Here is a 15,290-nt window from a genome sequence, read left to right as displayed (position 1 = left end):
AATGAGAAAGGTGTTTTATTTTACATGTTTTCTATTTCTTTTTAGTTGTAAGAACAAAAAGACAGAAAAGGTTATATATCCACGTCAAGTAGGAGATATTACTTATGATGTAAAATTAGACAATCCAAATTTTATCCCATGTAATGGAGATGATAAAATACTTCAATATTTCAATACAGGTAAAGGAGTAGAATATAGAGGAGGAAAAAAAGAAATAAAAGATTTATTTGAGAAAAACTATACTCATGTAAAAGTGGATGAAAGCGGACTGATAAGGATTCGTTTTATTGTTAATTGTAAAGGAGAAACAGGAAGGTTTAGAGTTATACAAATGAGTGATAACTACGAACAATTTACTTTTGATGATAGAATTACTAATCAGTTATTGATGATAACTCAAGGTTTAGATGGTTGGAAAGAAAAAGAAAACCACGGAACTAAAATAGATTATTATCAATATTTGACTTTTAAAATTGAAAAAGGAAACCTTATTGAAATTTTACCATGAGAATTATTATAGTTTGTTTGTTAATTTGTTTTACCAGTAATGTTTTTACTCAAAACTGTGATGCTTATAAAAGGCAAGGTGAGATTAAAAAATATGAGGCTTGTAAAAAACAAAAAGAAGCATATAAATTTTATCAGTTCACTAAAGAGTATCAAGAATTATTAGATGAAGCTATACAAATAGATTCTACTTATGATAACGCTTATTGGGCAAAATCAATAGCATATTTAAAAAGTGGTGATTTTTTATCTTGGAAACCATTAATAGATAAAGCTGTTGAGTTAAATCCTCAAATGCATTTAGGTTATAGGGGTTGGTGCCGATATCAATTTTTTAGAGATTATAAAGGAGCTATAAGTGATATTGAGGAATATGAAAGAATCATAAAAGATGATATAGGTTATTGTCAAAATGGAGATTACCATTTACTAATAGCAAAAGCAATATGTTATAAAGCAATTGGAGAAAAAGATAAGGCAATCAAAATAATAGAGGATTATTTAAAAGATAATGATGAAGAATCGGATTTGTATAACTATTATCATCTTGGAGTTTTGTATTTCGAAAGAGGAGACTATAATAAAGCTTTAAGTAACCTTGAAAAGCAAAAAGAGAGTAATAATCTAGCAGACAATAGGTATTATATGGCAATGTGTTATAAAAAAATGAATAACACAAACAAGTATAAAGAAACAATATTAGAAGCAAAAAAGCTGTTTGAAGAAGGGTATTTATTAAATGACCCATATACTCATCATTATGATAAAGTGTACTTGTCTCAAATAGAAGAAGAAATTAATAAAAGTAAAAGATTTAATCCTTAAACTTTTAAACCAAAATCATGTTTAGAACACGCAGACTAAGAAAAACAGAAAATATCCGTCGTTTAGTTCGAGAAAACAAACTATCGGTAGATGATTTTATATACCCATTATTTATTGAAGAAGGAACAGGTATTGAAACAGAAATTCCTTCTATGCCAGGAATCAATCGTTATTCGTTAGATACCATTTCTAAAGAATTAGACGAAGTTGTAGCCTTAAAAATTCCAGCAGTTTTATTATTTGGAATCCCATCTAAAAAAGATGATGAAGGCACCGAGACTTGGAATGATAATGGAATTATGCAACAAGCTATACGTTTCATTAAAAAGAACTATCCAAGTTTATATGTAATTACAGATGTATGTTTTTGTGAATATACCTCACACGGTCATTGTGGAGTTATACACGATAATGATGTAGATAACGATGCTACTTTAGTAAATTTAGCGAAGCAAACTGTATCACATGCCAAGGCCGGAGCAGATATGGTAGCGCCATCAGGAATGATGGATGGAGCTATTGCTATGATGCGCGAAGCGTTGGATAATACTGGTTTTGCAAATTTACCTATCATGGGATATTCTGTAAAATACGCATCAGGATTTTACGGACCTTTTAGAGAAGCGGTAGATTCAGCACCATCATTTGGAGATAGAAGAACTTATCAAATGGATCCTTCTAATAGAGATGAAGGATTACGTGAGGCAACTTTTGATGATGAAGAAGGAGCAGATATTTTAATGGTAAAACCAGCCTTATCATACTTAGACATCATTAGAGATTTAAAAAATAATTTTGATAGACCAATCGCTTGCTATAATGTAAGTGGAGAATATTCAATGATAAAAGCAGCAGCTGAAAAAGGTTGGATTGATGGTGAAAAAGTAATGATGGAGAGCTTACTTTCTATGAAAAGGGCAGGAGCTGATATTATCATTACCTATTTTGCGAAAGAAGCAGCGAGATTATTGTTGAAATAGTAACGTCATTACGAGGAAGAATGACGAAGTAATCTTTTTAATGAGATAGCTTCACTTTGTTCGTAATAACAATAAAAATAAAATATGGAATTCAAAAAATCACAAGAATTATATAACAAAGGATTAGAAAACTTAGTAGGAGCAGTAAATTCACCAGTGCGTGCATTTGCTTCAGTAGGAGGGAACCCTTTATTCATAAAGAAAGCGAAAGGAAGTAAAATTACCGATGTTGATGGTAATTCGTATATCGATTTAGTATTGTCATACGGACCAATGATTTTAGGTCACCGTCATAAGAAAGTTCAGAAAGCAATAACCAAAGCTTTAAAAAATGGTTATTCTTTTGGAGCATCAACAAAAGGTGAAATTAAATTAGCAAAAATTGTTTGTGATGCTTTCCCAGGAATGGATAAAGTTCGTTTTGTAAATTCTGGTACTGAGGCGGTATTAAGCGGAATTCGTTTAGCGAGAGCGTTTACTGGAAAAGACAAAATTATAAAGTTTGCTGGTTGCTACCACGGACACCAAGATGCCTTATTAGTGGCTGCAGGTTCAGGTTTAGCTACGTTGAGTTTACCAGGAAGTAAAGGAGTGCCAGAAGGAGCGGTAAAAAATACCTTAATTGCTAAGTACAACGATTTAGAAAGTGTAAAAGCACATTTTGAGGCACACGATGATATTGCTGGCGTAATTTTAGAACCAGTTGCAGGAAATATGGGAGTGGTAACACCACAGAACAATTTCTTAAAAGAGTTAAAGGAGTATTTAAAATCAAAAGGAGCCTTATTAATTGTTGATGAGGTAATGACAGGTTTCCGTTCTAAGTTTGGAGGAGCACAAGAAGTATTAGGTGTGGAAGCTGATATTACTTGTTTAGGAAAAGTAATTGGAGGAGGTTTTCCAGTAGGAGCGTATGGAGCACGTAATGAAATTATGGAAATGGTGGCTCCATTAGGAGGAATGTACCAAGCAGGAACATTAAGTGGTAACCCAATTGCGATGGCAGCGGGAATTTCAACTTTAACAGAATTAAAGAAACAAAATCCGTATGAAAAATTTAATGAGATTGCTCAAATTATTGAAGTGTTCTTGTTAGAGTCGGCAAAAAAATATGGAGTAGAAATTACAGTTAACCGATTTGGTTCGATGATCAATCCATTCTTTACCAATAAAAAAGTAACCAACTTTGAAGAAGCACAAACTTCAGATACAAAGAAATATGCTACTTTCTTTTGGGAAATGACTAGAAATGGTGTGTTTTTACCTCCAAGCCAGTTTGAAGCTTGGTTCTTATCATCAGCTTTAACAGAAAAAGATATTCAAGAGATAGCAAATGCCATTGACAAGTCGATGGAAGCAATATCAAAAATGTAGAATAAATAATTGTCATTACGAGGAAGAATGACATAAAGATAGACATGATAAAAAACGATTTATTTTTAAGAGCGTTAAAAGGAGAAACAGTTGATCGTCCACCGGTATGGATGATGCGTCAAGCTGGAAGATATTTACCAGAGTTTATGGAATTACGTGAAAAGTACGATTTCTTTACGCGTTGTAAAACTCCTGAATTAGCTTCAGAAATTACAGTACAACCAATTCGTAGATACGGAATGGATGCTGCGATATTATTTTCAGATATTTTAGTAATTCCACAAGCAATGAACATTGAAGTGGAAATGAAACCTAATTTCGGACCTTATTTACCAAATCCTGTAAGAGATAAAAAAGGGTTAGATAACGTAATTATTCCAGATATTCATGAAGAATTAGGGTATGTAATGGATGCTATTAAAGCAACCAAAGAAAAGCTAAACGATGAAATACCATTAATAGGTTTTGCGGGGTCTCCATGGACAATTTTATGTTACGTTGTACAAGGGCAAGGATCTAAAAATTTTGATAAGGCAAAAGAATTTTGTTTCACTCAACCAATTTTGGCACACGAATTGCTTCAGAAGATAACCGATACCACTATTGCGTATTTAAAAGAAAAAGTAAAAGCAGGTGTGAATGCTGTACAAGTTTTTGATTCTTGGGGAGGAATGTTATCTCCAACAGATTATCAAGAGTTTTCATGGCAGTACATCAATCAAATAATAGAAGCATTAAAAGATGATGCTCCAGTTATCGCTTTTGGTAAAGGGTGTTGGTTTGCCTTACATGAAATGGCACAATCAAATGCATCAGCCTTAGGAGTAGATTGGACATGTTCGCCAAGAAATGCACGTTATTTAACAGGAGGAAATATTACCTTACAAGGTAACTTTGATCCTTCAAGATTGTTGTCTCCACCAGCTGAAATAAAAAAGATGGTACACCAAATGATTAATGAGTTTGGTAAAGACAAATATATTGTTAACTTGGGGCACGGAATTTTACCGAATATCCCGCTAGAGAATGCCAAGGCATTTATTGATGCGGTTAAAGAGTATAAAGCCGACAGATAACCCCCTTTAAATAATTAAAAATGAAGAACTTATTTTTTGTTTTGATGTGTTTTTTAACGACTGTTACATTCGCACAAAATAAAACGTATTACAATTTTGCAGTAAATAATTGTGTAGAAGAAAGTACCGAAGGTTTGATTGATAAGTGCATTAAAGGCTCTTATTTGTTAAATTACAACTTTACTACAATGGATAGCAAAACGGTAAGTACAGACAAAATTAACAAGCCAATCGTACTTATAGCCAATGCTACTTGGTCAGCTCCTTGTTGGGGAGATGTACCAGCTTTAAATGCTATGGTTGAAAAATATCATAATAAGTTAGAGTTTATTATGGTTTTTTGGGACAAAGAGGCAAAAGTTAAGAAAATGGCTGAAAAGTTAGATAAAAGAATAAAATTAGTGCCTGCAAGAGACATAGATAAGGTTGAAAAAGGATATTTAGATATTAGCGGGTTTGTTCATAAACTAGATTATCCTACAGCATACTTAATTGATAAAGACAAACAATTCATCAATGTTAAAAGAGGAGCAGCTACACCAACAAAAGAAGTTGGTTGGGATGAAGTAAACGAAATTAATACTAAGAATTTCGAAGACTTTTTAGCACCAATTTTAAAGTAGTTGAAATAACAATATTTTTTAAACCTCTTTCCTAATCGAAAGAGGTTTTTTATTTTCACACAAAAAAAGAAATGATACAAAATATTGTAAAAGGAATTCAAGCGTACTTCGGTGCATTCGGACTGATATCTAAATTAAAGCTATGGAAGTATTTTATCATTCCTATGTTTATAAGCTTATTAACAGCAACATTTGTTGGCTTTATGGCATATACATTTTCAGATAACATAGGTCATTATGTAGCAAATTTTTGGAAATGGGAATTTGGTAAAGAAACCTTTGAAGTAATTAGTACTTTTTTAAGTGGATTACTTATTGTGGTAATAGGTTTGGTATTATACAAACATATTGTAATGGCTTTATCTGCACCTTTTATGAGTCCAGTTTCAGAAAAAATTGAAGATTATCTTAGAGGAGAAGATCATACGCATAGAATAACTTCTTTTCAAGAACAATTAATTAGAGGTATACGAATAAACCTTAGGAATTTAACTAGAGAACTCTTATTGACAATTCCTATCTTATTATTAGGGTTGATTCCTGTGATTGGTATTGTTTCAACTGTGTTACTATTTTTAATGCAAGCATATTATGCAGGTTTTGGAAATATGGACTATACGCTTGAACGTCATTTTAAATACAGAGAAAGTATCAATTTTGTAAAAGAAAACAAGGGGTTAGCTATAGGAAATGGAGTTGTATTTATGCTATTTTTATTAATTCCTGTAATCGGAGTAATTCTCGTATTACCATTATCAGTAACCGCAGCTACTACAGAAACTATTAAGAAAATACAGCTTAAAAAATTACCAGAATAAGTACTTTTGCACTTCAACAGAAACAAACACATGAAAGAACAATTTTACGCCTACATTCAAGAATTACAAGATACCATAACATCTAAATTAGAAGCTATAGATGGGAAAGCTAAGTTTCAAGAAGATTTATGGGAACGTGCTGAAGGTGGAGGAGGTAGAACTCGTGTGATTGAAAATGGAAATATTTTTGAAAAAGGAGGTGTAAATATATCTAAAGTTTTTGGTGAGTTGCCTGAAGCATTAAGAAAGCAATTTGGAGTGGAAAGTGGAGACTTTTTCGCTTGTGGATTAAGTTTAGTAATCCATCCAAAGAATCCATTTGTACCTACAGTACACGCTAACTGGCGTTATTTTGAAATGTATGACGGTGATGGAAACATTGTTACACAATGGTTTGGTGGTGGACAAGATTTAACTCCGTATTACTTATTTGAAGAAGATGCAAAACATTTTCACACTGTTTGTAAAGAAGCTTGTGATAAGCACAACCCAGACTTTTATCCAAAATTTAAAGAAACCTGTGATAACTATTTCTGGAATGCACACAGAAATGAAGCACGTGGTTTAGGAGGTTTGTTCTTTGACTATTTAAAAGAAACAGAAGAGTTCTCTATGCAAGATCGATATGATTTTGTTACCGAAGTAGGAAATAGCTTTTTAAACTCATATGTACCAGTTGTTGAGAGAAGAAAAGATATAGCGTACACTCAAGAGCACAAAGATTGGCAAGAAGTACGTCGTGGTCGTTATGTAGAATTTAATTTAGTACATGATAGAGGAACGTTGTTTGGATTAAAAACGAACGGACGTATAGAAAGTATTTTAATGAGTTTACCACCAACGGTACAGTGGAAATACAATCACCATCCAGAAGAAGGTTCTGAAGAAGCAAAATTATTAAAGGTATTGGCTAAACCTAAAAACTGGGTATAATTTAAAACCTATTTCCAAACAACATTTTTCTTAGTAAGTTCACTATTCACATTATGAATATGGAAAAGACGTGCCTTTAGTAACAGTTTTCTTCCATCCAAAGTTCGTGTGTATACTAACTTAGATTTACCAAGATGTTTGTTCCAATTAGATTGAAAAACCAGACATTCTTTTTTACGAACACCAAAAATTTCTGGAACAGGAAAGAAATTATTTAACTTTAATTTTCTGCGGAACCAACTCGTTTTTATCAGTAAATATTTGGGGTTATCGATAGGTTGTAACAACTCATCCAAAGCCTTTATGAATAGTGTGCTTTCATACCTGTTTGCTCCGTGAATAGTACAAGAAACATTTCCTTTAGCTAATAATTGAGTTTGAACTTGTATATCGTTTAATGGTGTTGTTAAAAGGTTTAGCTCATAAAGAGATTCCAAAATAGCCAATGCAATTTTATCTATTTTTTTATGAATCAATCCGAAGTATATATACAATTGAACAGACTTATAAATTTTATAACCAAAAGTTAGTCCTAAGGCAGAAGACAAAGCAAATAGGAAGTAAATAATTCCCTTTTGTAATAAAACATTAAAGTTTTTGATGATAAATTCAGGAAGAAAAAAGGATAAACCAATAATAATTTCACCAATCGTGTATTTTACAATATCTTGATAATACAACTTTTTCTGTTTAGGATATTGTTTATTCTTTTCATTAAAAAAGGTAAGTTCTTTAATAATTCCTTTTCCATTGCTAATGGCATTTGTCCATCGTTGAGAAATTAAATTTCTGTTTTTAGAAAGCTCTAAAGTCTTTTTATTTTGTTGTTGAATATCTTCATCAATAAAATTAGTAGGAAGCTGTAAACGTTCAATTCCGCTAGTTATAACAGCTTTTTTACCATTGGAAATACCTAAGAAAGCATTAAAACGACGAGCAAGAATTTCAAAATCTCGTCCTCCAAACTCATCCGAAGTATCAATACAAGCCAAATGCCAAATTAAACCAACTTTATTAGGGTTTTTGCTATCTACTCGAATTGCACGACCACGCATTTGATTTGAAGTAACAAATGAGCCTATAACAGAAGCCAAAATTAAGCTATTGATGGATGGGGCGTCCCAACCTTCACCTAATAACGATTTCGTGCCCACTAAAATTTTGATATGCCCGAGTTCAAAAAGCTGAGTAATAGCTTCAACAATACTATGTTTAGATGAATTTTTAGTTGTAAGAATTACAAACTCGGTATCCGATTTTAAAGGAGTGTAATTGTAGTTATCAATAGCGTCAACCAAACCAAGTTTAGCAATATTACTACTATGAATAATTACTAAACTACCCGTAAGAACAGCTAAACTATTTTTGTTTTTAGTAGTTGTTCTAATATGATGAAAAATAGGAATAACTCCTAGTTTTTTAATTTCTTTTATTTCAGGTAAAGAACAGTTTAGGTATTCTTTTCTAATATAATCAGATAAAATAACACAACGTAAATCGTTTTGTAAATTTTGTTGTTCTTGTTGAACAATAGTGGTAATACTTTTTAACTTACTTGGACTATTACTTAGTGATTTATACAAAAGCTCATTTCCTACTAAATTGACTTTGTTTTTACTAAAAACTGCCAATTTTCGAAGTTTTTTTTCTAAGAAATCTAAATAAACTTCATCTTCAATAAGATTTTCACGATCAGTTACTAATAAGTGTTGAAACAAAATTTGAATCCATTCATTTGCAATTGAAGGAAAATCAATCTCTTCATTTTTATCAAAACCTAATACATGTAGCTTTTCAAAAGGAATAGTTTCTCCTGCTTCGTGTAAGAAGATTAACATAGAAGAAAAGAAATCAGAATACTTGTAGAGTTCTTCTAAGTTTTCCTCTGTTTTAGCATAAAATCTGTGTTGTTTTAGAAAAGAAATAAATTCTTCATCTTTTAAAATGTCAGTAACAAACTGAGCTATTTTAAGCCTAAAATCAGTAATAAAATTAATTTCTTGATCTTCAGGTTTGGATAGAAAAACTAAATCTTGATGTGGACAAAGATTTTGTTCTTTCACTAAATCAGGAACTACAATTTCATCATCAATTTCACCACACAGTTTAAAATATTTTTGAATTTCAGTATTGTCACTGTCATACGGTGGAGTAGCGGTTAAGGCAACAACAGTTTGCATGTGTTGTTCTTTTAAGTCAAATAAACATTTCCACCAAGCGTTTTTTAAGTGATGAGCTTCATCTAATAACAAAACTTCTATTTGATGTTTTTTAAAGAAATTATAATAGGCTTCCTTAGTATCAAAAGACTTATAAAAACTGTGTAAAGCCTGATATGTAGAAAAAGTAATATCAGAAGGTTGCTTAATGTCAAATGAAACCTGAGAAAAATTACAATCGGTAGTAAAAAAGTTTTGTAAACGATCTTCCCATTGATTTCTAATGGTTAAAGTGGGAGCTAGAATCAATGTTTTTTTACCTATTCTTTTAATAATTTCTATTCCTAAAATTGTTTTCCCAGAACCAGGTGGAGCAACTATATGAAAGTGATTATCATTTATATGAGCTGAAAAATTTTGAAGCACTTTTGCTTGATAAGGTCTCCAGTCAAATAAGAAGTTAAGTTTGGTAATAGCTTCGTTCAACAATTTTTAATTAGGTTAAGAAGTTCAAAAATAGAATTTTGAGCGAACAAACAAAAGTTTAATTAGATATTAGATTATTCGTAATGATATTTGTTTTTTATAGAGATAACAATAATCTATTTGTTGTTTTTTAGAGTTGAATTGAGGATAATTTAATCAGTAAAGAAGAAATCAAAAATATTTAACGGATAAAATCATGAAAAAATCGTTGCTTTTTAGTAACTTCGCAAGCGTTTAAAATTATACACTATGGCTAGATACGAATTGAAGTTGCCTAAAATGGGCGAAAGCGTTGCAGAAGCAACAATAACTTCTTGGGTAAAAGAAGTTGGAGAAACTATTGATATAGATGATACCGTTGTTGAAGTAGCTACAGATAAAGTAGATAGTGAAGTACCTAGTGAAGTAGAAGGAACCTTAGTTGAAATCTTATTTGAAAAAGATGCTGTTGTACAAGTAGGTGAAACGATTGCCATTATTGAAACTGAAGGAGGAGCAGCTGCAGCAACAGAGGCACCAAAGAAAGAGGAAGCACAACCAGTAGCTGTAGCGGCTGTAGAAAAAATAGTTGAAGTAGCTAAAGAGACAGTAGCTACTACGATTGATACTTCATCAAGTGATCGTTTTTACTCACCATTAGTAAAAAGTATTGCACAAACAGAAGGAATTTCTATTGAAGAATTAGATAAGATACAAGGAACAGGAAAAGAAGGAAGAGTTACTAAAAATGATATTTTATCATATTTAGAAAGCAGAGGAAGTCAACCAAAAGTGGCTGAAAAACCAGCTGCTACTCCAGCAAAAACAGCACCAGCTGAAAAAGTAGTTTCTACACCGATTACCTTAGGAGGGCAAGATCAAGTAATTGAAATGAGCCGTATGGGCAAATTGATTGCAAAGCACATGGTTGATTCTGTGCAAACCTCGGCACATGTTCAGTCTTTCATTGAAATTGATGTTACTAACATTGTAAATTGGAGGAATAAGGTAAAAGACGCTTACTTTAAGAGAGAAGGGGAGAAGTTAACTTTTACTCCAATCTTTATGCAAGCTGTAGCGCAAACAATTAAAAAGCATCCACTAATCAACATTTCTGTTGATGGAGATAAAATCATCCAAAGAGGAAATATTAATTTAGGTATGGCTGCTGCCTTACCTGACGGAAATTTAATAGTTCCTGTAATTAAAAATGCAGATCAATTAAGTTTAGTTGGAATGACTAAGCAGGTAAATGATTTAGCAAACAGATCGAGAGCTAATAAATTAAAGCCAGACGAAATTCAAGGAGGTACATATACAGTAACGAATGTGGGAAGTTTTGGATCGATTATGGGAACTCCAATCATCAACCAACCACAAGTAGCTATTTTAGCTTTAGGAGCTATTAGAAAGATGCCTTCGGTTGTTGAGACTCCAGAAGGAGATTTCATAGGAATCCGCCACAAAATGATTGTATCTCACTCATACGATCATAGAGTAGTAAACGGAGCTTTAGGAGGTATGTTTATTAAAACATTTAAAGAGATTTTAGAGTCTTGGAATGTAAATCAAGATTTTTAATAAAAAGTATAGAAATAAAAAAAGCTCACTTTTAAGTGAGCTTTTTTATTAATAAGCTATTAGTTCTAATAGTTCTTCTTTAAAGCGCTCTTTTGGTAAGTACTCCTTTTCTAAATTTCCTGCAAAAGGAATAGGAGTTTCAAGACTAGCAACTCTTTTTACAGGGGCATCCAAGTACTCAAAACAATTCTCCATTATAAGTGAAGAAATATCGCTAGAAATACTTCCGAATAAGGAATCTTCTTGTAAAATAATTACTTTACCAGTTTTTTTAACTGAGTTGTATATTGTTTCGGTATCTATAGGTTGTAAGCTCCTTAAATCAATTAAATCAGCTGATACAGATACTTGCTCTAAGGTTTCTAAAGCCCAATGCACAGCAGCACCAAAACTGATAATAGTAACCTCATTTCCTTCTTTTAAAACGGAAGCCTTACCTAAAGGAAGCGTATAATAATCTGTAGGCACTTCTTGATAGGTACTTCTATATAAGCCTTTGTGCTCAAAGAATAAAACAGGATTAGGATCATTAATAGCTGCTGTTAACAATCCTTTGGCATCGTAAGGAAAAGCAGGATAGACAACTTTTAGTCCAGGAGTTTTGGTAAACCAAGCTTCGTTAGTTTGTGAATGAAAAGGTCCTGCACCAACACCTGCACCACAAGGCATTCGTATCACAACATCAGCTTCTTGGTTCCATCGGTAATGAGATTTGGCTAATAAATTTACAATAGGATTGAATCCTGTAGAAACAAAATCGGCAAACTGCATTTCCATTACTGCTTTCATTCCGTTTACCACTAAGCCATAAGCAAGAGAAACAATAGCAGATTCACATATTGGTGTATTACGAACCCTACCTTTCCCAAAAGCTTCTACAAAACCTTCTGTAATCTTGAATACACCACCATATTCTGCTACGTCTTGCCCCATAATAACCAAATCATCATAACGTTCCATAGATTGTTTTAAACCTGTTGAAATGGCGTCTATCAAGCGAATATTTTCTGTAGTAGTATTCGGAGTTATTGTTGTAGGAGAAAAAGTCTTGTATACGTCGTTTAATTCATTTTGAACTGAAGAAGTAATGGTTGCTTCTTCAAAAGTTGTATTGAGATGTTCTTGAATTGTGTTTTTAAATTCGTCTTTAAATTTTTCATCCTCTTCCAAGGTAAGTATTCCTTCTTTAATAAGGAAGTTTCTATAATTATCAATAGGGTCTTTTAAAGCCCATTCTTCCATTAACTCTTCAGGAACGTACTTAGTTCCACTAGCTTCTTCATGTCCTCGCATCCTAAATGTTTTGAACTCCAATAAAATAGGCCTTGGGTTTTCCCTAATGCTCTCTGCTAATTCAGAAACTTTGGTGTAGACTTCTAAAATGTTGTTTCCATCAATAATATGGGCTTCCATTCCATATCCAATGCCTCTATCTGCAATATGTTCACAATTAAACTGTTCAGAAGTTGGAGTTGAAAGACCATATCCGTTATTTTCAACGCAGAATAAAACGGGTAAGTTCCATACAGAAGCTACGTTTAAGGCTTCATGAAAATCTCCTTCACTAGTACCTCCATCACCAGTAAAAACAGCACACGCTTTTTTATTTTCTTTTAGTTTATTGGCTAGGGCAATTCCGTCTGCAATACCTAATTGAGGTCCTAAATGAGAAATCATTCCTACGATTTTGTAATCTTGAGTTCCAAAGTGAAAGCTTCTGTCTCTCCCTTTGGTAAATCCGTTCGCTTTTCCTTGCCATTGAGAAAATAAACGGTATAAAGGAATTTCACGAGTAGTAAAAACACCTAAATTCCTATGCATAGGTAAAATGTACTCATCTTTGGTCAAAGAAGAAGTAACTCCTACTGATATGGCTTCTTGCCCAATACCACTAAACCATTTGGATATTTTACCTTGTCGTAAAAGAATTAGCATTTTTTCTTCTATAAGCCTAGGTAAAAGCATTTGTTTGTACAGTTTAATTAGCGTTTCATTAGTAAGGTTTCCTTTGTTATAAAGCATTGAAACATTGTTGTTTGTGTTAAGAGTTGTTTTCATTGTTAAGTTATAGTTATTCAAATGTGGCTAAAAAAAAAATAGAATCAAAATGAGAAATGAGAAATTTTAATTATATAAATTCGTGAAAAATTAAAACTTGATAAAAAATGACTAAAAAAATTATAGTATTATTATTATTTATATCAACAATAACATTTGCGCAAGAAAAGGTGTTACTTCGTTTGAATTATGAAAAAGGAGATTCTTATATAATGAGTATGAAAATGGCTCAAATAATGGGTACAGGAGAGATGACTAATAATATGGAAATTCAAATGAAATATGATATCACTAATGTTTCAAATGACACCTATGAAAGTACAGCAAAGTATACGAAAATGGCAATGGATACGAAGCAAGGTGCTTTACAGATGTCATACGATTCAACTAAAAAAGATGAAGAATTAGACGAAGCAGGAAAAGTGATAAGAACTCAAATGAAACCTATGATGGATGCTGTTATTACTATGAAAGGAGATAAGAGAGGTATCATCTTAGAATCAAAAGCTGAACCGAACTTTCAAGGTGCAGAAAAAATTACAGAACAGTCTAATAGTGTTGTGTATCCTGAAAATGCTGTTGCAGTAGGAGATACTTGGACAATGACTAAAAATCAGGATGGGATGAATATGGATTTTACTTATAAAGTTAAATCTATATCTTCTAAAAATGTTTTAATAGATGTTAGTGGAAAAATTACTGGAATAGCAGATGGAGATATAACAGGATCTATTGATATTGATAAAAAATCGGGAATATTGACAGAGTCTAAAATAGATATGACAATGAAAATTCAAGGTCAAGATTTAACAACTAATATGATAGTAAATCAGTTTAAAAATTAGAGAATTAAAATTACGTAATTAAAAAGCTCAGGATTTCCTGAGCTTTTTTTGTTAAAAACAGTTAAAATACTTAAAAAGTGTATTTTATAATTTGGTAAATTTGCTAATCTCTCGCCAAACCTCTCACACGTAGAGGTAAGTTTATTATTCTTTTTAAGCGAATCCTCAGTCAATTTTATGTAACTAAAACTACTACAATTATGAAAACATCTAAAGTAATGCTACTATTAGGGCTTTTGCTATTAATGGTAATTCCAAGTACTATTTTTGCTCAGAGCGAGAATCAACGTCCAGCTTACATTACCGTAACTACAGGACATTGGAACATGGACTATGAAAATTTTAATAGAGAAAAATGGATTGCTGTAGAAAAAGAGTTTTTAGATAAAGTTGCTAAAAAGAACGAGTTTATTATCAGGTCTTTTGTTTTTCTACATCGTTTTACACCAGACAATACAGAAATTATTTTTGTGAATACCTATAGTTCTTGGGATAATATTGATAAAGCTTCTCAAAGAAACAATGAATTAGCTAAAGAAGCATGGCCAGATGAAGCAAAAAGAGAGGAGTATTTTAAGAAGAGAAATGCGTACTATGCAGATACTCACTCAGATGAAATTTATGTACCTATAGCAGGAGCAAAAATGCTGGCTCCATCGGATAAAGAGATGATTTGGTTAGTAGTAAAAGGACATTTTGCTTTCCCAGAAGATGGTTCTAGAAAAGAATTTGATACTCTTAGTAAAGAATATCTTGATAATGTGATTAATAAAAATGAATATATAAAAGGGTATTACCAACATGGGCATGCTTGGGGGGCAGATAGAACAGAATATGTAAGAGCATTCGTAATAGAATCAATGGGAGATTTAGATAAAATGGGGAAAAGAAGTACTGAACTTTTTAAAGAACATTGGCCAGATGAAGCAAAAAGAAAAGAGTTTGGTAAAAAAATGGGAAAATACTTTACAGGCAAACATGGTGATTATATTTATACATCAGTACCAGAATTAACCAAATAAAAAGAAAAGAGCTCAGAAATTTCT

General features: G+C 32.2%; 13 protein-coding genes. 11 read left to right on the top strand and 2 right to left on the bottom strand.

Going from position 1 to position 15,290, the window contains the following annotated elements; genetic code table 11:
• The first annotated feature begins 1 nt into the window (after position 1).
• The 8 genes from C8N26_RS09520 (at position 2) to hemF (ending at position 7,136) form a co-directional block, all read left to right on the top strand.
• Positions 2-508, top strand: a complete 507-nt coding sequence (locus tag C8N26_RS09520) for a hypothetical protein (protein ID WP_028890954.1) — start codon at positions 2-4, stop codon at positions 506-508.
• The gene (locus C8N26_RS09515) at positions 505-1,332 is read left to right on the top strand and encodes a tetratricopeptide repeat protein (protein ID WP_120187083.1); all 828 of its coding nucleotides are present in this window, start codon (positions 505-507) and stop codon (positions 1,330-1,332) included. Before C8N26_RS09520 ends, C8N26_RS09515 begins: the two co-directional genes overlap by 4 nt.
• A gap of 17 nt (positions 1,333-1,349) precedes the next feature.
• Positions 1,350-2,312 carry a porphobilinogen synthase gene (gene hemB, locus C8N26_RS09510; protein WP_120187082.1) on the top strand — a complete coding sequence of 321 codons (963 nt, stop codon included), beginning with the start codon at positions 1,350-1,352 and terminating at the stop codon, positions 2,310-2,312.
• Positions 2,313-2,396: 84 nt separating this feature from the next.
• A complete protein-coding gene (gene hemL, locus C8N26_RS09505) occupies positions 2,397-3,686 on the top strand; it encodes a glutamate-1-semialdehyde 2,1-aminomutase (RefSeq protein ID WP_120187081.1) in 1,290 nt (429 codons plus the stop codon).
• A 44-nt stretch (positions 3,687-3,730) separates the two neighbouring features.
• Positions 3,731-4,762, top strand: a complete 1,032-nt coding sequence (gene hemE, locus C8N26_RS09500; protein ID WP_120187080.1) for a uroporphyrinogen decarboxylase — start codon at positions 3,731-3,733, stop codon at positions 4,760-4,762.
• A gap of 20 nt (positions 4,763-4,782) precedes the next feature.
• Positions 4,783-5,385 carry a TlpA family protein disulfide reductase gene (locus C8N26_RS09495; RefSeq protein WP_120187079.1) on the top strand — a complete coding sequence of 201 codons (603 nt, stop codon included), beginning with the start codon at positions 4,783-4,785 and terminating at the stop codon, positions 5,383-5,385.
• 71 nt (positions 5,386-5,456) lie between these two features.
• Positions 5,457-6,203, top strand: coding sequence for an EI24 domain-containing protein (locus C8N26_RS09490; RefSeq protein ID WP_120187078.1), 747 nt, complete (start codon positions 5,457-5,459; stop codon positions 6,201-6,203).
• 30 nt (positions 6,204-6,233) lie between these two features.
• Positions 6,234-7,136: an oxygen-dependent coproporphyrinogen oxidase gene (hemF, locus tag C8N26_RS09485; protein WP_120187077.1), complete on the top strand. Its 903-nt coding sequence runs from the start codon at positions 6,234-6,236 to the stop codon at positions 7,134-7,136.
• 8 nt (positions 7,137-7,144) lie between these two features.
• Here hemF and C8N26_RS09480 read toward each other — a convergent pair whose 3' ends face one another.
• A complete protein-coding gene (locus C8N26_RS09480; protein ID WP_245962552.1) occupies positions 7,145-9,781 on the bottom strand; it encodes a DEAD/DEAH box helicase family protein in 2,637 nt (878 codons plus the stop codon).
• Positions 9,782-10,030: 249 nt separating this feature from the next.
• Here C8N26_RS09480 and C8N26_RS09475 point away from each other — a divergent pair, with 249 nt between their 5' ends.
• Positions 10,031-11,341, top strand: a complete 1,311-nt coding sequence (locus C8N26_RS09475) for a dihydrolipoamide acetyltransferase family protein (RefSeq protein ID WP_120187076.1) — start codon at positions 10,031-10,033, stop codon at positions 11,339-11,341.
• A gap of 48 nt (positions 11,342-11,389) precedes the next feature.
• Here C8N26_RS09475 and C8N26_RS09470 read toward each other — a convergent pair whose 3' ends face one another.
• Complete coding sequence (locus C8N26_RS09470) at positions 11,390-13,399, bottom strand: alpha-ketoacid dehydrogenase subunit alpha/beta (protein ID WP_120187075.1); 2,010 nt, start codon at positions 13,397-13,399, stop codon at positions 11,390-11,392.
• A gap of 107 nt (positions 13,400-13,506) precedes the next feature.
• On the opposite strand from C8N26_RS09470, the gene C8N26_RS09465 reads away from it, so the two are divergent.
• Positions 13,507-14,244 (top strand): DUF6263 family protein, encoded by a 738-nt coding sequence (locus tag C8N26_RS09465; protein ID WP_120187074.1) that lies wholly within the window; start codon positions 13,507-13,509, stop codon positions 14,242-14,244.
• 200 nt (positions 14,245-14,444) lie between these two features.
• Positions 14,445-15,266: a hypothetical protein gene (locus tag C8N26_RS09460; protein WP_147418495.1), complete on the top strand. Its 822-nt coding sequence runs from the start codon at positions 14,445-14,447 to the stop codon at positions 15,264-15,266.
• Positions 15,267-15,290 lie beyond the last annotated feature (24 nt).

The sequence above is a fragment of the Tenacibaculum lutimaris genome, from assembly GCF_003610735.1.
GTDB lineage: Bacteria > Bacteroidota > Bacteroidia > Flavobacteriales > Flavobacteriaceae > Polaribacter > Polaribacter lutimaris.
Note: the sequence above shows the minus strand (reverse complement) of the source record. Positions and strands in the feature narration are given on the sequence as shown.